We start from the raw sequence: 23,568 nt of genomic DNA, 5'->3' as shown, positions 1-23,568 counted from the left end.
ATCATCGGCGTGGCCGGCGCCGGCCAGGAGATCTCCACCCGGCCGTTCCAGCTGGTCACCGGCCGCAACTGGATGGGCACCGCCTTCGGCGGCGCGCGCGGGCGCACCGACGTGCCGAAGATCGTCGACTGGTACATGCAGGGCAAGATCCAGATCGATCCGATGATCACCCACACCATGCCGCTTGATGACATCAACAAGGGCTTCGAGCTGATGCATGCGGGCAAGTCCATCCGCGGCGTGGTCGTGTACTGAGCCATGAAAACCATCTCAACCGAAAATTCTCATGGCGGCACCCAGGGCGTTTACATCAATCGCTCGGATGTCTGCGACTGCGACATGACCTTTGCGGTATTCCTACCGCCGCAGGCCAAAGTACGGAAGTTGCCGGTTCTATGGTACCTATCCGGTCTGACCTGCACCCATGCGAACGTCATGGAAAAGGGAGAGTATCGGCGTCTTGCCGCAGAACTCGGTATTATCATCGTCTGCCCCGACACCAGTCCGCGGGGCGATACCGTCCCGGACGAGCCGGATAATTGGCAGTTCGGCAAGGGTGCCGGCTTCTACGTCGACGCCACCGAGCCGCCGTTCGCACAGAATTATCGGATGTACAGCTACATCGTCGATGAATTGCCGAAGCTTATCGCGGCCGAGTTTCCGGTCGACATGACGCGGCAGGGAATCTTCGGCCACTCGATGGGGGGACATGGCGCGATCACGATCGCGCTCAAGCACCCCGAACGCTTCGGCAGCTGCTCGGCCTTCGCGCCGATCAGCCATCCCTCGGTCTCCGGCTGGTCAAAGCCGGCATTCCAGAAATACCTCGGATCGGATGAAAGGAACTGGCGGGCCTATGATGCCTGCTCGCTGATCGAAGACGGGCACCGGTTCCCGGAATTCCTCGTCGACCAAGGCACGGCGGATAGCTTCCTGCAGGACGGATTGCGCCCCGAAGAGCTCAGGCAGGCCTGCGAGACGGCCGGCATCAGCCTGCGGCTTCGCATGCAGGACGGGTACGGCCACTCCTACTTCTTCATTTCGACATTCATGGAAGACCATCTGCGCTGGCACGCGCGGAGATTGGGAGACTGATTGCAGAGCTTGGCCGGGCATATCGCAAACGGCCCAGAAGGGGAGGAGAAACCCATGACCAGCATAGCCATACATCCGGCAGTGGATTCAGGCTTTCGGGCGACTGACGCTGCTTTCGCAGGCGGGACGCTCGTCTGCAAATGCGCAAGCAATCCGGTCAAGGTGAAGATCAAGGGCGATATCGCCCATAATCACGCCTGTGGCTGCACCAAGTGCTGGAAGCCCGAGGGCGCCGTCTTCTCGGTCGTGGCGGTCGCTCCGACCGAAAGCGTCGAAGTGCTGGAGAACGGCGATAAGCTCGCCGTCGTCGATTCCGCCGCCTTGATCCAGCGCCACGCCTGCAAGGAATGCGGCGTGCATATGTATGGGCCGGTTGTGCGCGAACATCCGTTCCAGGGATTGTCCTTCGTCCATCCGGAACGCTTCCAGGAAAGCGGCTGGGCGAAGCCGGGCTTTGCGGCCTTCGTGTCGTCGATCATCGAGAGCGGCTTCGACCCCGCGAAGATGGACGCCGTCAGGGCGCAGTTGAGGGCGTCCGGCCTCGAGCCCTACGATTGCCTAAACCCTGGCCTTATGGACTACATGGCCACGTGGACCGCCAAGAAGAGCGGCGTTCTGGCTTCTTAATCGACCCCGGGGAGCGCCGGGCCGGCGCTCCCCGACAAAACCGCCGCCACCGGAAACGAGATATTCCGCAATGGCCGCTCGCCGGGTCGCCGGCGTCCAGGCTTCGAGGCCTGATGACCGACGTCGTATCGACGTCAACTCCAGAGACATTCTCACCGACCTGCCACGATGATCCGCTGGCAAGAACGCCGCGACGGTCGCCGCCGCGGAATGTCGATCATTGTCAGCACGTTAAGCGGCGCCTGACAGGCATCGCGACCATAGCGCTCGGCATCATTGTGTATTCTATAAATACTAATTGTGTACGCAAAGTACACAATTATTGACTCCCTCCGACAAGCGTGCCATTTTCACGGCGTAGAGCAACGACTGGCCGGAGAGCGACGATGGCGAAGACACCCAAGAGCAATCTCTACGAAGACCTGAAACGGCAGATCCTGACGATGGAACTGGACCCGGACGCCGATCTGGACGAAGCCAGTTTGAGTGAAAGATACGGGCTCTCGCGGACGCCGGTTCGCGACATATTTCGGCGCCTTGCCGGCGAGGGCTATATCGACATTCGCGAGAACAGGGGTGCGCGGGTCATCCCGATGAACCATTCCACCCTGCGGAATTTCTTCCTCGTCGCGCCGATGATCTACGCGGCGATCGGCCGTCTCGCCGTGCAGAATTTCAAACCCGCCCAGCTTTCGGACCTGAAGCAGACCCAGGAGCGGTTCCGCGCCGCCAGCGAGAACATGGATCCGCTGGCGATGGTCCTCGAGAACAATCGTTTTCACGAAATTTTCGGCGAGATGTCGGGCAACGTCTATCTGCAGCCGAGCCTCGGCCGGCTGCTGATCGACCACGCGCGCATCGGCCACACCTTCTTCCGGCCGAGAAACGAGGACATGAAGCGGCGGCTTCAGGTGGCCGTCGACCATCATGACAGCTTCATCGATGCGCTCGGCGCCCACGATGAGAATGCCGTCGTCGACCTCGTCTTCGAACACTGGGAATTGTCCCGCGAGAACATGGAGATGTTCATCGCCCCGCAAGGCCTCAAGGCGGACGCCTTCCTCGGCGGCTCCGCCACGCAAATATTGGAGAAGTCATCGTGAAGTTTGAGGGGATCTATACGCCGGCGGTGACGCCGCTCGATCAAAATGGCCAGATCGACAAAGCCGGATTTGCCGCCGTGCTCGAGTCGCTGATCGAGGCCGGCGTCCACGGCATCATCGTCGGCGGCTCGACGGGCGAGTATTACGCGCAGAGCAGCCAGGAGCGCTTCGACCTCGCAGCCTATGCGAGGGACGTCATCGGCACGCGGCTGCCGCTTATTATCGGGACCGGCGCCACGCGCACCGAAGATTCGGTCGAATACGCAAAGGCGGCGAAGGACATCGGCGCGGATGCAATCCTGGTGTCGTCACCGCCCTACGCGCTGCCGACCGAACGCGAGAATGCGGTCCACGCTCTGACCGTCGACCGCGCGGCCAACCTGCCGATCATGCTCTACAACTATCCCGCCCGCATGGGTGTCGTGATGGGCGAAGAATATTTCTCCCGCGTCGGCAAGTCGAAGAACGTGGTCGCCATCAAGGAAAGCTCCGGCGACATGGGCAACCTTCACCTGCTCGCCCGTAAGTTTCCGCATATTGCACTGTCCTGCGGCTGGGACGATCAGGCGCTCGAATTCTTCGCCTGGGGCGCGAAGAGCTGGGTCTGCGCCGGCTCCAACTTCCTGCCGCGCGAACATGTGGCCCTCTATGAGGCCTGCGTCGTCGAAAAGAACTTCGACAAAGGCCGGGCGATCATGACCGCGATGCTGCCGCTGATGGATTTCCTCGAATGCGGCAAATTCGTCCAATCGATCAAGCACGGATGCGAATTGATCGGGCTGAACGTCGGCTCGGTCCGCGCGCCGCTGCGCCCGCTCAACTCCGAGGAAAAACGAACACTTCAGACCGTCGTCGCCACGTTGAAGCGCACGGTCAGCCAGATCACGTCGGGAGCAAACCATGCATGAACCCTTGACCGCAGCCGAATACAAGGCGATCGCCGCCGGTCTTCAACTTCCGACGAATGCCTTCGTCGACGGGGCATTCCGTCCGGCGAACTCCGGCAAGACTTTCACCTCCACGAACCCTGCGACAGGTGAGGCTCTCGCCGAAATCGCAGCCTGCGACGCCACCGACGTCGACGCCGCTGTCGCCAAGGCAAAGCAAGCTTTCGACGACGGCCGCTGGCGGCTGCGTTCGCCGGCCGAACGCAAAGCAGTGCTCCTCAAGCTTGCCAAACTTTTGGAGGACCATCGTCACGAACTCGCCGTCATGGAGAGCCTCGACAGCGGCAAGCCGGTCGGCGAATGCCAGACGGTCGATGTTGCCGATACCATTCATACGCTGCGCTGGCACGCCGAGCTGATCGACAAGCTCTATGACAACACGGCTCCGGTCGGCGCCAACGCGCTGACGATGATCGTGCGCGAGCCTATCGGTGTTGTCGGATGCGTGCTGCCGTGGAATTTCCCGCTGCTGATGCTGGCCTGGAAGATCGGCCCGGCGCTTGCCGCCGGCTGCTCGGTGATCGTCAAGCCGGCGCAGGAAACGACGCTCACCACGCTGCGCGTCGCCGAGCTTGCTCATGAAGCAGGTATCCCGGCGGGCGTCTTCAACGTCGTGACCGGCGGCGGCAAGGAGGTCGGCGAGCCGATCGGCCTGCATATGGATGTCGATATGGTGGCCTTCACCGGATCGACGCCCACCGGCCGCCGCTTCCTGCGCTACGCCGCCGACTCGAACCTCAAGAAGGTGGTGCTCGAATGCGGCGGCAAGAACCCCGCGGTGGTTCTCGACGATGCCGAAGACCTGGACCTCGTTGCCGAGCAGGTCGTCAATGGCGCCTTCTGGAACATGGGCGAGAACTGCTCGGCCACCTCGCGTCTGATCGTTCATGCCAAGATCAAGGACGAACTGCTGAAACGCATCGGCGCCTACATGCGCGAATGGAAGACCGGCGATCCGCTCGACCCGGCAAACCGCATCGGCGCGCTCGTCAGCAAGGCGCATTTCGAAAAGGTGAAGTCTTTCCTCGACGACGCCAAGACGGAGAAGCTCTCGATCGCCCATGGCGGTGAAACCTATAACGGCATCTTCATCGAACCGACGGTGGTCGAGGGCGTGACGCCGGCCAGCCGCCTCTTCCAGGAAGAAATTTTCGGCCCGGTGCTTTCGGTGACGACGTTCAATTCGCTGGCCGAGGCGATCGCCCTTGCCAACGACACGAACTACGGCCTGACGGCGTCCGTCTATACCGGTAGCCTGCGGAACGCCATCAGGCTCTCGCGGGAGATCCGCGCCGGCGTCGTCACCGTCAACTGCTTCGGAGAAGGCGACGCCAGCACGCCGTTCGGCGGCTACAAGGAGTCCGGCTTCGGCGGCCGCGACAAGTCGGTCTTCGCTCACGACAATTACTGCGAACTCAAGACCATCTGGATCGACGTATCCGAACGGTCGGTCGACGAGACGATCCGATGAGCCGCCATGTGATCAAGCACCTGCCGATCGATACCGGCGTTTCGGGATGGGAGGCGATCAGCGAACGCGCCTTTCCCGCAATGGCGCTTGAACACGACATTACCGCGGACTGGCTGATTGTCGGCGCCGGATTTGCCGGCCTGTCGGCGGCCCGCCGCCTCTCGCAGTTGCGCCCTCAGGACAAGATCGTCGTCCTGGAGGCGCGTGAAGTCGCCAAGGGTCCGGCCGGGAGAAATTCCGGCTTCATGATCGACGTGCCGCACAATCTCTCTTCCGGCGAGTATTCGGTGGCCGACGAAGAGGCGACCAAGGACGAGATTCGACAGAACCGTCTGGCGATTTCCTTCGCAGCCGATGTCGCGGCCGAATACGGCCTGTCCAAGGAAACCTTCGATCCGGCGGGCAAGGTGAATGCCGCGGCCTCCGATCGGGGGCTCGGGCTCAACGACAACTACAGGAAGTCGCTCGAAAAGATCGGTGAGCAGCATCGCGTTCTCGATGCCGATCAGATGCGGGAGATGACGGGCTCGCGCTATTATCGCGGTGGGCTCTATACGCCGGGCGCGGTGATGATCCAGCCCGCCGACTATATCCGCGGCCTGGCGCGCGGACTTAGCGCAAAAATCGCCATTCACGAGCACTCGCCGGTGCTGGAGCTTTCCCGCGAGGGAAAGTCCTGGAAGGCGAAGACGGCTCGCGGATCGGTCTCCGCGCCAAAGGTCATTCTGGGCGTGAACGGCCATATTCAAAGCTTCGGTCATTTCCGCGGGCGGCTGATGCACATATTCACCTACGCGTCGATGACATCGGCCTTTTCCCAGAACGAATTCGGCGGCGATGTCACCGGCGCAGACCGTTGGGCGCTGCTGCCGGCCGACCCGATGGGCGCGACGGTGCGCAAGATCACCACAGATGGCCGTTCGAGGATCGTCATCAGGACGCGGTTCACCTACGACCCGAGCCTCCAGGTGTCAGAGAAGCGGGTCGCCGGCGTGGCGGCCGAGCAGCGCCGCTCGTTCGACGCTCGCTTCCCCGGAATGGAAAGCCTGCCGATGGAGTTTAGCTGGGCGGGTGCGCTCTGCCTGAGCCGAAACCATGTGCCGGCATTCGGCGAGGTCGAGGAAGGGCTTTTTTCCGCCTGCTGCGAGAATGGTCTCGGCACCGTCAAGAGCACGCTTGCGGGAATGATGGCGGCCGATCTGGCGACAGGCGCCGCAAGCCCCGAACTCGACAAATACAAGAACCAGCCGGAACCGGTGAGATTGCCGCCCGAGCCCATCGCGTGGCTCGGCGTCAACTCGGTCATCCGCCTGCAGGAATTGCGTGCTGGCCGCGAGGGATGATCCTTCGGCCCGCGCAATGTGAAGCTGCCCGCTCGCAGACTTCAATGAGAATGGGAACGTAAAACAGGAGTAAGAACAATGAAAAATTTGTGGAAGGCGCTTTGCGCCGCTGCAATGATCGGGGTCAGCATCCTTCCTGCTCGCGCGGAAGAAAAGACGATCACCATGGGCACGATGTCGTGGGAAGATCTGACGCCCATCACCGGTATCACCAAGAAGGTTCTCGAAGACGCGGGCTACACCGTCAAGGTGACCGAGTTCTCCGAGTGGGGCATCGCCTATGCCGCTCTCGCCAAGGGTGACATCCAGGTTCTCACCTCGCAGACGGACTATGTCGCGCAGGACTACTGGGACAAGAACAAGAACCGCCTCGAAAAGATCTCGCCGGTTTCGCACGGCCTCTATCAGGGTGTTGCGGTTCCCAAATATGTCCCGATCGACTCGCTGGAACAGCTCAATGAAAACGCCGACAAGTTCGGCGGCAAGATCATCGGTATCGAACCGGGCGCCGGCCTGATGCGCGATACCTCGAATGCGGTCAAGGACTACGGCCTCAAGCTCCAGCTCGTCGAGGGCAGCACCGCCGCGATGACGGCGGCGCTGAAGTCCGCCTATGATCGCAAGGAGTGGATCGCGGTGACGATCTGGGAGCCGTCATGGATGGTCCAGAAGTACGAGGTCAAGTACCTCAAGGATCCGAAGGGCATCTTCCCGCCGCCGCAGAGCTACTACTGGATCGGCCATAAGGGCTTCTCCGCAGAGAACCCGCATGCGCGGGAAGTGATGGCCAGCGTCTATGTGCCGCTCGCCGACATCACCGCCATCAACGGCGCGGTCAATGAAGGCAAGACCATGGACCAGGCCGTGCAGGATTGGATCGGCGCCCATGCCGACCTGATCAAGCGCTGGGAAAACATCAAGAAGAACTAACCGCGTCGTGGCCGTCCGATCCGTCGGGCGGCCATCCTACAGCGCCGCGCGTCCCTTTTAGACGCGCAAAGGACGCTGGGAGATTCAACGAGAGAAGCCAGCGCCGATTGGCTCAAGGGGATCGCTATGAAAACCGTAACTGCCGATATCAATGATGTCCTGATCGACTGCCAGTCCCTCTGGAAAGTCTTCGGTGACAAGTCCGCTGCGGCAATGAAGTCGATCAAGGAGCGCGGCCTCGGCAAAAAAGAGGTCTTGAAGGAATACAACTGCGTCGTCGGCGTGTCCGAGGCGAGCCTCCAGGTGCGGCGCGGCGAAATCTTCTGCATCATGGGCTTGTCGGGAAGCGGAAAATCCACGCTCATCCGCCTGCTCAACAAATTGATCACGCCGAGCGCCGGCAAGGTCCTCGTCAAGGGGCGCGACCTCGCCGCCCTGTCTCCGGTCGATCTCCGGCAGATGCGCGCCAGGAACATCGGCATGGTGTTTCAGAGCGTCGCTCTGTTGCCGCACCGCACAGTCCTGGAAAATGCGGCCTTCGGCCTCGAGGTGCAGGGAATAACCAAGCCGGAGCGGAACAAGACCGCCGTTGCCGCGCTCGAGAAGGTCGGCCTCGCCGACTGGGTGAACCGGTATCCGGGCGAGCTCTCGGGCGGCATGCAGCAACGCGTCGGTCTCGCTCGCGCGCTCGCTTCCGACCCCGAGATCATTCTGATGGACGAGCCCTTCAGCGCGCTCGATCCGCTCATCCGGCGCCAGCTTCAGGACGAATTCCGGCAGCTGACGAAAGCCTTGGGCAAGTCCGCGGTCTTCATCACCCATGATCTCGACGAGGCGATCCGGATCGGCGACCGCATTGCGATCATGAAGGACGGCGTCATCATCCAGACCGGCACGGCCGAGGAGATCATCCTCAACCCGGCGGATGCCTATGTCGCCGAATTCGTCGCCGGCATATCCCGTCTCCATCTGATCAAGGCGCATTCCGTCATGCGCAGTGTCGCCGAATTCCAGCAAAGCGCGCCGAATTCCGACATCGCGTCGCTGGCGCGCACGACGCCGGACGCCGACATCGACGAACTCATCACATTGACGATGCAGTCGGAGCGCGACGCCATCGCCGTCGTGGACAATGGTCAGATTGTCGGCGTGGTCACGCCGCGCAGCCTGCTGATGGGCGTCAAGGGACCATCCGCCCACGATCTGCCGGCGGCGTCCACCAACTGGAGCTGATTGACATGGATAGTTCAGGCTTCATCGATCTTTTTGACGAATGGACCGATTCCGCGCTCGAATGGGTGAGCGACAATGGCGAGTTCCTTTTCGATTCCATCAGGCAGGTTCTCGAAGGGCTCTATGCCGGGATCCTCTGGCTCCTGGAACTTCCGCCATTCTATCTGATCGCGCTGATCGTGGCGCTCGTCGGCTGGCGGCTGGTCAATGTCTGGTTCGCCCTGCTGAGCGGCGTCGCGCTGGCGCTTTGTTTTTCCATGGGACTCTGGCCGGAGACGATGAGCACGCTGGCGCTGGTCTTGACCGCAACCACGCTCGCCCTGGTGATCGGCATCCCGATCGGCATTATGGCCGGCTTCTTTCCCGCCCTCGATCGTTTCATGGAGCCCGGCCTGGACCTGATCCAGACGCTTCCGCCATACATCTACCTGCTGCCGGCGATCGCTCTGCTCGGCTATGGACCGGCGACGGCATTGATCGCGACCGTGATCGTCGCCGTGCCGCCGGCAATCCGCCTGACGTCTCTCGGTATCCGGATGACGCCCAAGGAGTTCATCGAACTCGGAGAGGCGCTTGGGATGACGCCGGCGAAGATGTTCTTCAAGATCCGCCTTCCCTTCGCGCTGCCGAGCATCATGGCGGGCATCAACCAGAGCCTGATGATGGCCTTCGGCATGGTCGTCATCGCAGGCATCGTCGGTTCCGGCGGGCTTGGCGAGACGATCTACGGCGCGATCAGAACGCTCGACATCGCGACCTCGATCAATGGAGCGATCGCCATCGTGGTTCTGACCATGGTGCTTGATCGCATAACCCAGAGTGCTGCTCGTCTGGGAACGGGGAGGAAGTCATGAATCCGTCCATCCTGCAGTTTTCGCCCGGCGCTTTCCTGGCGCCAACCGTCGATTGGCTCAACACCAACTTTCATCCGCTGTTTGCGGCGATCAGCTATCTGGTCGAAGCGGTGCTTTCCGGATTCGAAGCGGCACTGCTCTTCGTGCCGCCCTATGGGCTCATCGCGATCGTCGTCGTTCTGGCATTCGTCGCCGTCGGTCTGCGCGCCGCGATCCTGGCCGGTCTTTGCCTGGGCTTCTGTCTCCTCATGGGGCTGTGGACGGCATCGATGCAGACCCTGTCTCTGGTCACCGTCGCGGTCCTGATCTCCGTGCTCATCGCCTTCCCGATCGGCGTCCTGTGCTCGCGCTACAAGACATTGGAGGCGATGGTTCGCCCGGTTCTCGATGTGATGCAGACCGTGCCGCCGTGGGTCTATCTCATTCCTGCGGTGATGATCTTCAGCCTTGGACGCGTGCCGGCAATCATCGCCACCATCGTCTATGGCATTCCGCCGATGCTCCGACTGACCACGCTGGCATTCAACCAGGTGCCGAAGGAATTCATCGAACTCGGCAGCGCCATCGGCGCGCCGCCTCGCTCGGTGCTTTGGAAGATCGAGATCCCCTTGGCCAAGCAGACGCTCCTGGTCGGGCTCAACCAGTGCATCCTTCTGTCGCTGGCCATGGTCGTGCTGGCCGGGCTCGTCGGTGCCGGCGGTCTCGGTGCTGAGGTGACGCGCGGCTTGACGCGCATGGAGATGGGGCTTGGTCTCAGGGCAGGCCTGGCGATCGTCGCTGTCGCCCTTCTGCTCGACCGGCTGTCCCGCGGCCTGCTCGACCGCGACAGGCTGCCGAAGGCGAAATGAGCAAGGACATAGAGAGATGAGAAACAGCTTCTTCTGCATCGATGCGCATACTTGCGGCAATCCCGTCCGCTTGGTCGCCGGAGGCGGTCCACTGCTTGCCCATGCACCGATCAGCGAGCGCCGGGAGATTTTCGTCCGCGACCATGACTGGGTGCGCAAGGCGCTGATGTTCGAGCCGAGGGGGCACGACATCATGTCAGGGGCGATCATCTATCCTGCCTATCGGCAGGACTGCGATTTCGCCGTGCTGTTCATCGAAGTGAGCGGCTGCCTGCCGATGTGCGGCGCCGGCACCATCGGCACCGTGACCGCCGCGATCGAGGAGGGGCTGGTCAAGTCGCGCGAACCCGGACGGGTCGCCATCGAGACGCCTGCGGGGAGGGTTGACGTGACCTACGAGGAGAAGGACGGATATGTCGATTCCGTTCGTCTCCACAATGTGGCGAGCTATCTCCATGAGGCTGATGTCGAGGTGGATGTGCCGGGAATGGGCCGTCTGCGCGTCGATATATCCTATGGCGGCAACTATTATGCGGTCGTCGAACCACAGGATAACTGGAGCGGCCTCGACGGCATGACCGCATCCGACATTGTCGGCTGCAGCCAGAGACTGAGGTCGGCCCTTGCCGGTATCTGCGATCCTGTCCATCCCGACGACCCGAGGATTCGCGGTGTGCATCACGCCATCTGGTGCGACCGCCCGGTGAATGACGTCTCGGATGGACGCTGCGCCGTCTTCTATGGCGAGAAGGCCATCGATCGCTCGCCGGGCGGCACCGGCACCTCCGCCCGCATGGCCCAGCTCTATGGGAAGGGACGGCTTACCATCGGGTCGAGATACCGGCATGAAAGCCTGATCGGAACCATCTTCGAGGGCCGGGTCGAAGCCGAGGCGAGCATTGGACCCTATAGCGGCATTCTTCCCAGCATCGGAGGCTGGGCGCGCGTCATCGGACATAACACCATTTTCGTTGACGATCGTGATCCGCTGGCGCATGGCTTTCAGATCCGATGAGCGCGTTTTCGGCAGGGAGATGACGATGCGACCCGATCAGCAACGCCAAGCAGACGACGCCGCAAGATCGGCTGGCCGGCTCAAAGTCGGGTTCGTTCTGGCGCGCTCGTTCACGCTGTCGGCCTTCGCACTCTTCGTGGATACGCTGCGGCTGGCGAGCGACGAGCAGGATCGCTCCGGAAGGCTTCTTGCCGACTGGCAGGTGATCGGCAGCACGAGGCACCTGATCACCGCGAGCTGCGGCGTCCAGGTTGCGCCGACCTCCGATTTCGTCGATCCTGCGAAGTTCGACTACATCGTGGTCGTCGGCGGCCTTCTGACGGTGGAGAACCCCGTCGACCAGCAGACCATCGCCTTTCTCAAGCAGGCGGATGCCAAGAAGGTGCCGTTGATCGGCGTGTGCACGGGTTCATTCATCCTTGCTGAGGCCGGCCTGATGAAGCGGCACGAAACCTGCGTGAGCTGGCTGCATTACAAGGAATTTCGCGAGCGCTTTCCCGAGCTCAGCGTTCGTTCCGACCGGCTCTTCAATCTCGATCGCCAGCGCGGCTCTTGCGCAGGCGGCAGCAGTTCCGCCGACATGGCGGCATTGCTGGTCAGGAAACGCATCAGCCGCGACGCCGAGCGAAACGCGCTTGAAGTGCTTCAGATCGAAAAGGCCCGGACGTCGGCGGATATACAGCCGCGGCGACCGCTCTACGACGAGTATGAAGACGCCCGCGTCAAGGCGGCGATGATTGCGATGGAACAGTTCGTCGACGGCAGCATGTCGATTCAGAAGCTTGCCGCCATGGTTGGCCTGTCAAGGCGGCAACTGGAGAGGATCTTCATCGACAAGACCGGAATGTCTCCCGCCAAGGCCTATAATCGTGTTCGCATGGAGCGGGCGAAATCGATCCTTGCCCAGTCGAAGGCGCCGCTGATCGAGATCGCGCTCGATGTCGGCTTTGAAAACGCCTCGCAGTTCACGAGAACCTTCAAGCGCACATTCGGGCAGACGCCGTCGCAGCATCGCGCAGCCGCTTTGAGAGCGCACTGAGTTTACTCAGATCTCTTCCCACGGAAACGTGTCCAGCCGCTCGGCGCCCCTGGCCGTGATCAGAGCCTGGGTTTCCAGCTTGATGCTCTCGGATCCGGCTTCGGCGATCAGGCTTTCGACGTTGAGCACCATGCCCTCCTCGAAGGCGCCGCTGAAATCCGGGTCGAAATCCGGATGCAGAAGGATCCCCGGCCACTCGTCCGCCATTCCGGTTCCGTGCAGAGCAAGCGTGTATCGATAAGGCTGGTATTTCTCCGGAATCCGCCACGACTGCGTGTTGAATTCTGCGAACGTCATGCCGGGCTTCAGGATTGCGAGATTGTGCTCGATCTGATCCCTGGCCGCCGCGTAAAGTTCCTTCTGCTTGGTGGTCATGGCGACATGCCCTGCGGTCCACGACCGCGAGAGGTCGGCGCAATAGCCGTAGGGTCCGATCATATCGGTGTCGAAGGATATCATTTCCCCGCGCTTGATGACGTAGTCCGAACACTCCTGATACCAGGGGTTCGTTCTCGGGCCAGCAGTCAAGAGCTTGGTCTCCAGCCACTCGCCGCCGCTGCGGGCGTTTTCGAAGTGAAGCTCGGCCCAGATTTCTCTTTCGGTGCGGCCGGGCTCTGACATCTCGTACATCCGCGCCATGCCGGCTTCGCAGACACGGATCGTCCATCGCATTAGCTCGATTTCGTCGGCGCTCTTGATCGATCGCGCCCGCTCCGCCAGTTCCTGGCCGTCGACAAGCGTGAAGCCGCGTTCGCGCAGTTCGAAGGCGCCGGCGGGTTCGAGCCTGTCCACCGCAACGCGCCTGTTGCTGCCATGGCTGCTCACGAGGTCCGCGACCTCGTCCGCCCAGGCTTTCAAGCGGGGTTCCATCAGGTTGCCCGCCGTGAAGAATATCCATGACTTCGCCGGCCGGATCTCGTCGATGCCGGCAAGCCCGTCATTGACGTGCTCGGCGCCTTCGAATTCGAACAGTATCGCCGGACCATCGGCGAGGACCAGAGCGTAGCGCGAGGCGTTGTGCATCGTCCAAATGCTCATATTCGATGAATCGAAGGCATATCGGATGTTGACGGGGTCGTAGAGCAGCAGGGCGCCGCAGTCCCATTCGCGCATCGTCGTGCGCAGGCGCTCCAGACGATAGCGGCGAGCCCGATCGAGCGTCGTGGCCGGCACAGGACTGATAAGAGGCCGATCAGCTCCCTCAGGATTGAGATATGCCTGCTTCCGCTCATCCTTGAAGACCGTCGAGCCGGTCGGCTCAGCGGAATCGCTTTGGTCTCGCAGCATCGAAGTCAGTCCTTGTCGTCGGTGAATGGCGCGACGTTACCGGGCGCTCAGCGCTCAATGACGAGATCGCTGAGCGGCTTCGAGCAGCAGGGCAGGAAGAAGCCGGCGTCGATTTCCCTTTGGCGAATTCCGCCATTGTGGTTCATGTCGACCGTCCCGGAGGCGAGCTTCGACTTGCAGGTGCCGCAGACGCCGTTCGCACAGGATGACGGTATCCTGACGCCCGCCTTCTTCGCGCATGAGAGCACACTCTGCTCGCCTGTCACCGCGATGCTTCGGGCCTGTTTCGAGAAGGTGACCTGGAAAACCTTGGCAGCCGCCTCCTGAACCGCGGGAATTTCGGGTTCGTCGATGACAGCGGCGTCGAAACTTTCCTCCAGGTAGTTCGAGCCGGCGACGCCGAGTTCGGCGGCAATGCCGCGCGCAGCCGCCATGAACGGGGCGGGACCGCAGCACATCACGGTTCGCTCAGTGATATCGGGAACGGCAAGCCCGATATATTCTTTCGAAATGCGACCGGTCAGGCCGGGCCAGGACGGCTCGCCGGCAACGGTCTCCGGGAGAAAGTGGAGGCGAAGACCTTTCAGCCTGCGGGCGATGCAGGCGAGTTCGTCGCGAAAGATCAGATCCTGGGGCGTCCGGCCGGCATGCATGAAGACGACGTCGGCCGGTTCGCAACTGTCGGCGATCTCACGCAGAATGGACATGACGGGCGTAATGCCGGAGCCGCCGGACAAAAGCAGAAGCTTACGTCCCGCCGTCTGGGGCCTGACGAAGTGACCGAGCGGACCGCTCGCCTTGACGGCTGCCCCGGGAGCCAGCGTGTCATGAAGCCAGTTGGAGATCTTGCCGCCGGGAACGCGCTTCACCGTCACGGAGAAGGCATTCGTCCGATGCGGCGAAGACGAGATGCTGTAGCACCTGTTTTCCGCCTCTCCATTGTGCTCGAGATCGAACAGAAAATACTGTCCCGCCTTGAAGGCGAACCGCTTGCCCTCGCGCGATGCGAAGGTGAATGTCTTGACGTCGTGGGTCTCCTGCTGAACGTCGAGGCAAACGAGCGTGTCGTCTTCTTCCGGGTTCCAGGCGTCGTCAAGAGCGGCCCTGGCTGCGGGCGCCTGCGGGCTCCTAGTATCCATGGGCGCGCATCCGGTCGATGTACCAGGTGGCGAACTTGTCGAGGTTCGTCTCGGAGAAGCGGGAGTAGGGGCCTGGCTGATAGGCCGGGTCGAGAGCGCCTGCATGGGAGCGCGCCACCAGATCGGCGTCCTGGTCGGTCGTTGCCACCCAGACATCCGTCAGCTTGTCGAGATCGTAATCCACGCCTTCGACGGCGTCCTTGTGGACCAGCCACTTGGTTCTGACCAGCGTCTTGCCCGCCGACAGCGGGATGACGGTTGCCACCACCGCATGGTCGCCCATGAAGTGGTTCCAGCTGTTGTGGCCCCAAAGATGCATGTCGCCGAGATCCTTGCGGGTCATGTGCCCGAGCAGCTTGGAGGATGCGGCGGTGGCATCGTGGGTCTGGGATTCACCAGCGCCTGCGATGATCAGCCGCTGGGTGCGGAAATTTGTGGCGCAGTCGGCGAGTTGCTCGACGGCAGCCGAGGGAAAGCCGTCAGCCTCCCACGCCTTCGTCCGCTCTTCATACAGCCTGAAATGCTCCTCGGCCTGTTCGCGATCCTCCGGGCTCAGCGTCTCGGGGTCGAAGCCGAAGTCGAGATCGACGAAGGAGACGCAAAGCTCCGGATGGTTCGCGGAGCAATGGTAGCACTCGCGATTGTTCTCCATCGTGAGCTTCCAGTTGCCGTCCTCGATGACGTCCGTCTGGTGAGCGATCTTGGCATTGCGGATGTCGTAGGGAGCGAGGCGCTCGACCATGGCCTGTTCGAGGAGAGCGATGTCCTCGGGCGGATTGTCGGAGAGGCAGACGTAGATCAGCCCGCCGATCGACTTGAAGGTGACGGGCTTGAGGCTCCGACACTCCTTGTCGAAGTCCTTGCCCATGTGCGGGGCGTAGCTGAGCTCGCCCGTCAGTTCATATGTCCAGGTGTGATAGGGACAGACGAGTTTTGAGACGATCGTCTTGCCCGGATCGAGAAGGCGGGAGCCGCGATGGCGGCAGACATTGTGCAGGACGCGAATTTCTCCGTCGTCGTCGCGCAGGAGGATCAGGCTCGTCTTGCCGATGTCGATCACCGTGGCGTCGCCGGGTTCGGGAACGTCACAGTCGAGGCCGACACAGATCCAGTGATTGTGGAAGAAGACGTCGATGTCTGCTTCGAACACATCTTCTCTGACATACAGCCCGGCCGGCAGCGAGTGACCGTTGGCACGAGCGTCGAGAAGGGCTGAAATGGAAGAAGGAAGTCTGTTTAGCATGAGAACCTCTTATGCGAGAGTTTCCCTAGATTGCCCTTGCACTACCGGCATTTCAACGGCATAAAAAATCACGTTCGCATAAGTTTTTATCATGCGATGAGAGGTTTGCGATGCATTTCCGAAGACGGCTCCCGTCGCTGACGGCGCTGGTGACCCTGGAGGCGGTGTTGAGACGGAAAAGCTTCACCACGGCTGCGACCGAACTCGGTGTCACCCAGGCAGCGGTCAGCCGGCAGATTGCCTTGCTGGAGGAGGAACTCGGCCAGCCCCTATTCGTGCGCAAGCATCGAGCGGTCGAGCCGACAACGGCATGCATCAACCTTGGCGCCACGCTGGCCAAGAGCCTTGCCGATATCGCCGAGAGCGTGGAAGCGATCCAGTCGCGCAGCCAGGACGTCGTGACGATAGGCGCGACCGTCGCCTTCTCTTCTTTCTGGCTACTGCCGCGGCTGGCCGAATTCCGCCGGGCAAACCCTGGCATTCTGGTGCGGGTGATTTCCCAGGACAGCCCGATTGCCCTCGACGATGGAGAAGTCGACGTGGCAATTCGATACGGTGTGCCTCCCTTCAGCGATGGAACCGTCATCGCCTCGCGCGGCGACGTCATTTGCCCCGTCTGCTCTCCCGATTACCTCAGGCGCCGGGCAGATGGTCCGCTGGGCTCCGGTGACGAATTCATCGAAACCGATGTTCTCGATCGTTCCTGGTATAGCTGGGCGCAGTGGTTTTCGCTGACCGGTGCCAATCTCGAGATAAAGCCGTCGCTGCGGTTCAATCACTATACCGAGACCATCGCAGCCGCGCGCGCGGGCCAGGGGATGGCATTGGGATGGCGGATGCTGGTCGGCACCTTTCTGGAGGATGGAACCTTGGTGCAAGCCGATGGCGGCGAACTTGCCGCCGAGGATCGTTACAACGTCATCGTGCCGGTCAAAGCCAAGCGCAGCAATGCGCGCGACCTTGCCGCCGCCTGGCTGACAGCATCACTGCACGGTTGATCGAAAACTATCGTCACAAACCCAGTCCCACAGTTGCCGTTCGGTGGACGCCTTTCGGGACGAAGGCGAAGCGATCCGCCAGGCCGAGGAAATCGGCGGCCAGGTGAATGACGGAAAGCCACATTTCCGTCCCCTGCAAGCCCGTTTCGCCGCCATCGGCAAACGGGAATCCCTCACCATCCCGCCATCGACCCAGAGCCTTCGATATGAGATTGCGGGCGATCGCTTCGCCATCGGCCCGCCTGTAGTCGGTCTGCCGGGCAATCAGCAGCAGGGGGTGAATCGTATCGAGCAGGTTGCAGGCATTGTATTTCGCGCCGACGAAGCCCTTATGGTTGCGATAATTGAGGTGAACCGTTTCGAGCAAGGCGTGCGGGTGCGGAAGCGCTGCGCCAAACTGGGCGTAGGTGCCGCGTGTCAGCCGATAAAAACCGTTCACCGGTTGGAGCCATCCTTCCGGCGCAGTCGGCTCGCCCCATAGGCCGGAGACGCTGTTGGCATTGCGGCTCAGCCACTCGAAAAGTTCCTGCCGTGAATGCCGGATGCCGAAATACTTCGCATTGAAGTACATGGCGGTTCCGATCGCATCGACCACGCTGCCGGCATGCCACGCCCGGGTCGACCAGGGCAGGGCGCGCAGCCATTCATCGAGTTCGTCAGCGCCAAGCTCGACCGCGTGGACCGGTTGTCGCGGGCTGGAGCCAAGCAGTTCAAGCGCATAGCCAACCGCAAGGACGTTATAGAGCGCCTTTGGATCATCCCTGAGCGCCTTGCCATGCATGCGCGAATGCTCTTCCGGGAAAAGCCCGGTCTCCCGTTCCTGCAGGCCTTGCAGAAGCTGGACGGTCTCGGATGGATCGAGGTCGGGTGGCAGGTGACCGAAGCCGGCGGCGATCTCGATTGCATCGCATAAATGCCGGATCGCCGGTCTGCGGACGCCGTCCGCTTCCAGCGATTCATAGGTTCCCTGCGTTTTCCAGCGTGCAAGGATATCGGGCCATTGGTCTTTCGCTTTTTGGCCGAGCCTGACCAACTGATCTTCGATGTCTCCCGTGCCGGATTTCCTGGGCGCCGAGCCTCGGCTCCGCAGCACCCGGGCCGGCACGCCGCCGGCAACCGACATGGCGGGAATGTCGCCCGTGACGACCGCTCCGGCGGCGATCACCGCACCATTTCCAATCGTGGCGCCATCGAGGATCACGCAATTGGCGCCGATCCAGACGTCGTCACCGATCACTATGCCGACGCTGACGACACCCTGGCGGTGGATGGGAATGGCCGGATCGTCGAAGCCATGATTGAAGCCGACGATCGAGGCATGCGAGGCAATCCGCACGCCATTGCCGCAGGTCACCGTGCCGGACACACAGGCATAGGGATTGATGGTGCAATCGTCGCCGAGGATCACATGGCCGCGGACGAGTGCGTGCCCGGCGATCCATGAGCGCTCGCCCATCGTCAGGCTCTCGGTGAAGATCGCGGCATGCTCGGCGATATAGGACGTCTCAGCCAGCTCCGCATCGCATGATCGCCGGAGTTCCGCCTTGCGGGCCAGGTGGGCCGGATGACGGAGGTCCGACGCAATGTGTTCCCAGGTCAGGTATTGAAGCCTGCGCGCTTCCCGCTCTTCGCTCGCCGATATGTGATGGCTGTTGGCGTGATCCATCCTGCTCCTCATTCTCAGGTTCAGCCGCTGAATATTCGTCTGCCTTCAGCGATCCATTGCCTCGCTGCATCAGACTGCCTGATCCGTCTAAAAGCAAGACATCCGACACGCGCCGATCATCGGCAACGTGCGGAGCAACCGGAAACCGTGAGATCGAGTTATGCCGCGCTCAGAAGTTCAGCGCTAACCGGCATTCCCATATGAAAGCCCTGGACACGGTCGATGCGAAGATCCTTGAGAAGGGAAAATTGTGCTGCAGTTTCGACGCCTTCCACCAGGATCGTATTCCCACGATTGCGGATGAGAGCAATCATGTCCTGAAGCATCATCAAACCGCGTGGGTTCGAGCTGTCGTGCAGGAAGGTTCTATCGACCTTGACCGTCTGAAACTCGATTGCCCTCAGCCAGGAGAGGCCCGCGAAGCCGCAGCCGAAGTCATCAAGCCAGATTTCGACGCCGAGTGCCCGCAGATCGGCAATGCATTTAAGCACCTCCGACTGCATATCCATGTCCAGGCCCTCAGTGACTTCCAAGGCCAGTCGCGACCCGCAGACCCCGCACCGAGCAAGGATATCAGCGACACTGGCAGCAAAGCCGGGGGAACGCAGTTGTATTGGCGACACGTTGACGCTGACGGTAGCCATCCGATCGGTCATCAGTATATCACGGCATGCCGTCTCGATCGCCCACCGGCCCAATTCGAGGATGGCGCCACTTCGTTCTGCAACGGGAATGAATGTCTTCGGCGAAACCGCGGTGCCGTCCGGCATCCTGAGGCGCATCAAAGCCTCGACAGCTCTTGGTTTCTCGTTCGTCACGTCGAAGATCGGTTGGTACACCAGCGAGACCAGTTTGCGATCAATGGCGGCCGCCAGCAGCGGGACGAGTTTACCAGCATAGTCGTCGGGGCGAGGCAACAACGGATCAAAACTACGAATGCAGTTTCGGCCACTTGCTTTGGCATTGTAGAGAGCGAGGTCGGCTTCACGGACTATTCGTTCAACTTTCTCTCCAAGTTTCTCGCGGGTGAAGGCGATGCCGATGCTGACGGTTACGATCGACATATCATCTGGTCGCTCGTCGTGAGCAATCGCAAGAGACTCGACTTCCATTCTGATCTTCTCGGCGAGAACCATCGCGACCTTGGGGAGGGCAGCCGGCACGACCACGATAAATTCCTCGCCACCATACCTGCCGATCATGCCATCGGAGGACTCGACAAGTGCCTTCAGCGCATTGGCGATAACAGTCAGGCATCGGTCTCCTTCCTGATGTCCGTAGCGATCATTGAAGCGTTTGAAAAAGTCGACGTCGATCAGGAACACGGAGAAGTCGCGGCGTTCGTCTTTCCAAGCGGCCCAGCATTCGTCGAGTCGCCGATCCAGCGCGCGTCTGTTGCTTATGCCTGTCAGGTAGTCAGTATGTGAAAGCTCGAGCAGTGACCTTCCGCGCTCGGACGCTTCCCAGTGCTGGTGGCGCGCCTCCGCCGCGTTCAGCAACACGTTTCGACGCTCCACGTTCAAGCGCCAATTGACGAAAGACGTGAAGACAAAGCACGAAATGTAGAACAACCCGAAGGCAAGCTTGTAGGTTTGGCTTGAAGGAAAAAATTCCTCGATCGTAACGAAAAATGCGCATAGAACGAGGCTCGAGGTGATCACCGAAAGCCGAAACGGGAAACTGAAAAAGAGGTTGGCGCCCATCATGAAGATGGCGCCGAATATCATGTAGTATGACATGGCGGTGACGTCGCGGGTGGCAATCGCCGGGTACAGCCAGCCCACATAGCCCACAAGCAGCGCAGCGGCACATGTGATGTCAAGCCAGACGGTTTTCGCATTTGCCAGTCGCAAGATTTCGAAAGCCAGCAGAGCGACCGTTGCAACGACGAATCGCGCGGCGATCGTCACAGGGGCAACATCGGGGATCAGCCATCGGTCTGGAAGTGCGAAGGCCACATAAACGGCGACCGCCATCCAAAGACCATGCCGTGAGCTCTGCCTTCGGACAGCATCATTTTCAGATTTCAGAGACTTGAGGGCCTCGGCAAATGAAAAGCTGGCGGTTGGTTCGTCGCGCTGGACGTTAGCGCAAGCCGCGATCATGCAACAACACCGGTCTGACAACGATCTAAAGTAAGTTGAAAAGTAAGCCATACTTCGGCGCCCTCCAAAATCACGTTCGGCAACCTGCAACCGGTTTGTCTTATTGCTTAGCTTTGTTAGAGGGGTGGCATCTGACCCGCAATAGTAGAAATACCCTTATCCCGTGTAGATTCTAGTCGCATCCTATTTCGAGGTTGATTATGCTTAATGCTATGTCAAAGAGGTCTCGAAATGGTACAAAGCCTGGTCTTGGACGGTGAAAGTCTTGTCGCGCCAGGTGAAATTCGTCGGGCGGCAAGGAGGCTTGCTGCCCCAGATCCCGGCCACCTTATCGTTGCGAGTGCCGAGCTTGCCCTCAGCCTTGACGTGTCGATCCGTCAGTTCAAATCCGGCGTCGAGCCTCATGCGATCATCGAGCGTCTGACCGCCGCCTTGCATCAGATACGGCGGCGCTTTCATCCGGAGGTATGGGACGTCATCGTTCCGATCGCGCAATCTCATCCAGTTGCTCACTATCTTCATCAAGATCCATTGACCCGCTGGTCGTTCGAAAAGCCGCGCGGCTATTCTGGCGACGCACGCCTTCTCGACTTCATCTACGGCAGACCTGAGATTGAGGACGCTGTCTTATCGGCCAGCAACTTGGGCCGTTCGATCTACGCCTACACTCGAAATGCTTCGTCATCCCTAGCGGTAAGGGAGCGTCGAGACATTCTGGCTCGCCGCGTTGACGAAATCGCTTCGGCGCGGCCTGGTTCCACCGAAGTCCTCGCCATCGCGGCGGGGCATCTTCGTGAGGGGCCTTTGTCGCACGCTCTCGGTGCCGGCGCGATCAAACGCTGGGTGGCTTTGGATCAAGACCCGATGAGCGTTGGAACCGTAGCCCGCGATTTCGCCGGCACATCCGTCGAGGCGATGAGCGGTTCGGTCAAATCCCTGATCGGTGGAAGACATGCGCTGGGAATGTTCGATTTCGTCTATGCCGCGGGTCTCTACGACTATTTGCCGGACCCGGTCGCCGTAAAGCTGACCAAGAAGTGCATCAGCATGCTCAAGCCTGGCGGCACATTCCTGTTCGCCAATTTCTCTCCGGAGACGGAGGTCGATGGCTATATGGAGACATTTATGAACTGGGCGCTGCTGTTGCGGTCAGAACGGGAGATGGGCTTGATCGCCGGTGAAAGCGTGACGGGGACGGATATGAAGGTGTCTGTTTGGTCCGGCTCAAACCGCAGCATTGTCTACTGTGAAATTCAAAGACCGCATTAGGCCCCACGTTGGCTCGACGGCTTGCCGAACTTCAGCGCCTGCTCGGCCGCCAAGGTCGCGCTGCGCTGGACAACGGGCGCAACATGCTGCGCCCCTTGCTCATCGACGGTTGCCGAGGACTGTTACCGAGCGCTGTCGATGATTGCGCCGCCGTCGGGGGTAAGGCTGTAGCCCGTGATGAACTGCGAATCCTTGCTGGCCAAGAACAGCACCACCGGCGCAATGTCGTCTTCCGGCGAGCCGAAACGCGCGAGCGCGCTCATCGGCGGAGGAACCTCCTTTTCCGCAGCCCCCCAGGTGTCGGCGATCGGCAGGACGTTGTTGACGGTGATCTTGTCCGCACCCCATTCGCGCGCCGCCGTGCGGGTCAGGGCGCGCACCGCCTCCTTGGCCATGTTGTACGGACCATAACCAGCCAACCCGCTGGTGCCGGCCATCGAGCCGAAATTGATGATCCGGCCTTCTCCGCTTTCCCTCAGATGAGGATAGCAAGCCTGCATGAAGCGCAGATAGGCGATCGGCCCAGTGTCGAAGTTGCGTTGCAGTTGTTCGACTGAGAGGTCGATGACCGACGACAAGACCGCGGAGCCATCGAAAGCATTGTTCACGAGAATGTCGATGCGGCCGTAGGCAGCGACAACCTTGTCCACCGCGGCCGTGATCTGATCGGCCTCTCCGACGTCGCAGACGGTGCCGAGTGCTGCGCCGCCCGCTTCGACGATTTCAGCGACAACGCGTTCGACGCTTTCGGATGTCCGCGAAAGAATTGCGACCTTCGCGCCTTCGGCCGCAAACAACTTTGCCGTGGCACGGCCAATGCCGCGGCTTGCGCCTGTGACGATGGCAATTTTTCCATTGAGTCGACCCATTTCTATCTCCTTGATTTGGGTTGGGATTATCGGACCTCAGTGCGCAGTGGCCTGGACGTAAGGGGAGGGGACGTCGCGGGCGTCGTTCTGCGTCATGAATGAGGTGACCAGCAGCGCCAGGCCGACCGCCGCTGGCAGAGCGCCGGCGGGTTTTCGAACGCCGACATGGGCGAGGCCCGACAGCAGCAGGTGAAAGAAGATGCCGGCATAGGCGAGATCGCTGAGCGGCACGCTGACGCGGGAAAGGATCGCGGCCGGGCCGAGAACCTTGATGATGATCATGAACGGAATGAGATAGGAAGCTTGGAATCCGAGTTCCGCCAGAACCTGGCGAACCCAGTCTCGCTTGGTGACATAGATGGCGGCTGAGGCGAGGTAGAGCACGGATAGAAGCGCCGTGCTGATCCAGTACACGTAAAATTCAGGCATGAGTTCATCCCTGTCGCTGCCCACGCAGCAACATTCCTCTCGTCGAGTCTGTCGGTTT

Annotated in this window: 21 protein-coding genes and 1 pseudogene; 15 read left to right on the top strand and 7 right to left on the bottom strand. The window is 61.0% G+C overall.

Annotated elements, in window-relative coordinates:
* The 13 genes and pseudogenes from FHT69_RS33390 to FHT69_RS33330 all read left to right on the top strand — a co-directional run.
* A pseudogene (locus FHT69_RS33390) lies at window positions 1-255 on the top strand (S-(hydroxymethyl)glutathione dehydrogenase); the annotation flags it as partial.
* Between the two features lie 3 nt (window positions 256-258).
* Window positions 259-1,095, top strand: a complete 837-nt coding sequence (fghA, locus tag FHT69_RS33385) for an S-formylglutathione hydrolase (protein WP_048338724.1) — start codon at window positions 259-261, stop codon at window positions 1,093-1,095.
* 54 nt (window positions 1,096-1,149) lie between these two features.
* Entirely contained in the window at window positions 1,150-1,722 is a 573-nt protein-coding gene (gfa, locus tag FHT69_RS33380; protein WP_047619564.1) for an S-(hydroxymethyl)glutathione synthase, read from the top strand.
* A 386-nt stretch (window positions 1,723-2,108) separates the two neighbouring features.
* The gene (locus FHT69_RS33375; RefSeq protein WP_183906584.1) at window positions 2,109-2,825 is read left to right on the top strand and encodes a GntR family transcriptional regulator; all 717 of its coding nucleotides are present in this window, start codon (window positions 2,109-2,111) and stop codon (window positions 2,823-2,825) included.
* Window positions 2,822-3,733, top strand: a complete 912-nt coding sequence (locus FHT69_RS33370; RefSeq protein WP_183906583.1) for a dihydrodipicolinate synthase family protein — start codon at window positions 2,822-2,824, stop codon at window positions 3,731-3,733. Before FHT69_RS33375 ends, FHT69_RS33370 begins: the two co-directional genes overlap by 4 nt.
* Window positions 3,726-5,243: an aldehyde dehydrogenase gene (locus tag FHT69_RS33365; RefSeq protein WP_063473464.1), complete on the top strand. Its 1,518-nt coding sequence runs from the start codon at window positions 3,726-3,728 to the stop codon at window positions 5,241-5,243. Before FHT69_RS33370 ends, FHT69_RS33365 begins: the two co-directional genes overlap by 8 nt.
* Window positions 5,240-6,586, top strand: coding sequence for an FAD-binding oxidoreductase (locus FHT69_RS33360; protein ID WP_183906582.1), 1,347 nt, complete (start codon window positions 5,240-5,242; stop codon window positions 6,584-6,586). Before FHT69_RS33365 ends, FHT69_RS33360 begins: the two co-directional genes overlap by 4 nt.
* A gap of 78 nt (window positions 6,587-6,664) precedes the next feature.
* On the top strand, window positions 6,665-7,516 hold the full coding sequence (locus FHT69_RS33355; protein WP_047619572.1) for a glycine betaine ABC transporter substrate-binding protein: 852 nt from the start codon (window positions 6,665-6,667) through the stop codon (window positions 7,514-7,516).
* A gap of 126 nt (window positions 7,517-7,642) precedes the next feature.
* Window positions 7,643-8,749, top strand: a complete 1,107-nt coding sequence (locus FHT69_RS33350) for a glycine betaine/L-proline ABC transporter ATP-binding protein (protein WP_063473467.1) — start codon at window positions 7,643-7,645, stop codon at window positions 8,747-8,749.
* 5 nt (window positions 8,750-8,754) lie between these two features.
* Window positions 8,755-9,603, top strand: coding sequence for an ABC transporter permease (locus tag FHT69_RS33345; RefSeq protein WP_048338730.1), 849 nt, complete (start codon window positions 8,755-8,757; stop codon window positions 9,601-9,603).
* Window positions 9,600-10,451: a proline/glycine betaine ABC transporter permease gene (locus tag FHT69_RS33340; protein ID WP_183906581.1), complete on the top strand. Its 852-nt coding sequence runs from the start codon at window positions 9,600-9,602 to the stop codon at window positions 10,449-10,451. The genes FHT69_RS33345 and FHT69_RS33340 overlap by 4 nt, the downstream gene beginning before the upstream one ends.
* Window positions 10,452-10,467: 16 nt before the next feature.
* The gene (locus FHT69_RS33335; RefSeq protein ID WP_183906580.1) at window positions 10,468-11,466 is read left to right on the top strand and encodes a 4-hydroxyproline epimerase; all 999 of its coding nucleotides are present in this window, start codon (window positions 10,468-10,470) and stop codon (window positions 11,464-11,466) included.
* Between the two features lie 25 nt (window positions 11,467-11,491).
* The gene (locus FHT69_RS33330) at window positions 11,492-12,505 is read left to right on the top strand and encodes a GlxA family transcriptional regulator (RefSeq protein ID WP_047619668.1); all 1,014 of its coding nucleotides are present in this window, start codon (window positions 11,492-11,494) and stop codon (window positions 12,503-12,505) included.
* 6 nt (window positions 12,506-12,511) lie between these two features.
* Here the strand turns inward: FHT69_RS33330 and FHT69_RS33325 are convergent, their stop codons facing one another.
* Genes FHT69_RS33325 through FHT69_RS33315 form a run of 3 tightly spaced genes read right to left on the bottom strand, consistent with a single transcriptional unit; the run spans window position 12,512 to window position 16,174 of the window.
* Window positions 12,512-13,792 (bottom strand): Xaa-Pro peptidase family protein, encoded by a 1,281-nt coding sequence (locus FHT69_RS33325; RefSeq protein WP_183906579.1) that lies wholly within the window; start codon window positions 13,790-13,792, stop codon window positions 12,512-12,514.
* 47 nt (window positions 13,793-13,839) lie between these two features.
* Window positions 13,840-14,931 (bottom strand): FAD-binding oxidoreductase, encoded by a 1,092-nt coding sequence (locus FHT69_RS33320; RefSeq protein WP_183906578.1) that lies wholly within the window; start codon window positions 14,929-14,931, stop codon window positions 13,840-13,842.
* Window positions 14,921-16,174 carry an aromatic ring-hydroxylating oxygenase subunit alpha gene (locus FHT69_RS33315; RefSeq protein ID WP_048338733.1) on the bottom strand — a complete coding sequence of 418 codons (1,254 nt, stop codon included), beginning with the start codon at window positions 16,172-16,174 and terminating at the stop codon, window positions 14,921-14,923. Before FHT69_RS33315 ends, FHT69_RS33320 begins: the two co-directional genes overlap by 11 nt.
* Before the next feature lie 110 nt (window positions 16,175-16,284).
* Here FHT69_RS33315 and FHT69_RS33310 point away from each other — a divergent pair, with 110 nt between their 5' ends.
* Complete coding sequence (locus FHT69_RS33310; protein ID WP_183906577.1) at window positions 16,285-17,172, top strand: LysR substrate-binding domain-containing protein; 888 nt, start codon at window positions 16,285-16,287, stop codon at window positions 17,170-17,172.
* 13 nt (window positions 17,173-17,185) lie between these two features.
* On the opposite strand, the gene FHT69_RS33305 is transcribed toward FHT69_RS33310, so the two are convergent.
* Both FHT69_RS33305 and FHT69_RS33300 read right to left on the bottom strand, forming a co-directional pair.
* The gene (locus tag FHT69_RS33305) at window positions 17,186-18,838 is read right to left on the bottom strand and encodes an acyltransferase (protein WP_183906576.1); all 1,653 of its coding nucleotides are present in this window, start codon (window positions 18,836-18,838) and stop codon (window positions 17,186-17,188) included.
* A gap of 158 nt (window positions 18,839-18,996) precedes the next feature.
* On the bottom strand, window positions 18,997-20,994 hold the full coding sequence (locus FHT69_RS33300) for a bifunctional diguanylate cyclase/phosphodiesterase (protein ID WP_183906575.1): 1,998 nt from the start codon (window positions 20,992-20,994) through the stop codon (window positions 18,997-18,999).
* A gap of 180 nt (window positions 20,995-21,174) precedes the next feature.
* On the opposite strand from FHT69_RS33300, the gene FHT69_RS33295 reads away from it, so the two are divergent.
* Complete coding sequence (locus tag FHT69_RS33295) at window positions 21,175-22,212, top strand: class I SAM-dependent methyltransferase (RefSeq protein WP_028756995.1); 1,038 nt, start codon at window positions 21,175-21,177, stop codon at window positions 22,210-22,212.
* 122 nt (window positions 22,213-22,334) lie between these two features.
* Here the strand turns inward: FHT69_RS33295 and FHT69_RS33290 are convergent, their stop codons facing one another.
* Together FHT69_RS33290 and FHT69_RS33285 are read right to left on the bottom strand one after the other, a co-directional pair.
* The gene (locus tag FHT69_RS33290) at window positions 22,335-23,081 is read right to left on the bottom strand and encodes an SDR family NAD(P)-dependent oxidoreductase (protein WP_063473474.1); all 747 of its coding nucleotides are present in this window, start codon (window positions 23,079-23,081) and stop codon (window positions 22,335-22,337) included.
* Between the two features lie 36 nt (window positions 23,082-23,117).
* Complete coding sequence (locus FHT69_RS33285) at window positions 23,118-23,510, bottom strand: DoxX family protein (RefSeq protein WP_097544994.1); 393 nt, start codon at window positions 23,508-23,510, stop codon at window positions 23,118-23,120.
* Window positions 23,511-23,568: the final 58 nt, after the last annotated feature.

Origin of the sequence: Rhizobium sp. BK008 (genome assembly GCF_014197345.1) — a bacterium.
GTDB classification, from domain to species: Bacteria; Pseudomonadota; Alphaproteobacteria; order Rhizobiales; family Rhizobiaceae; genus Rhizobium; species Rhizobium anhuiense.
Note: the sequence above shows the minus strand (reverse complement) of the source record. Positions and strands in the feature narration are given on the sequence as shown.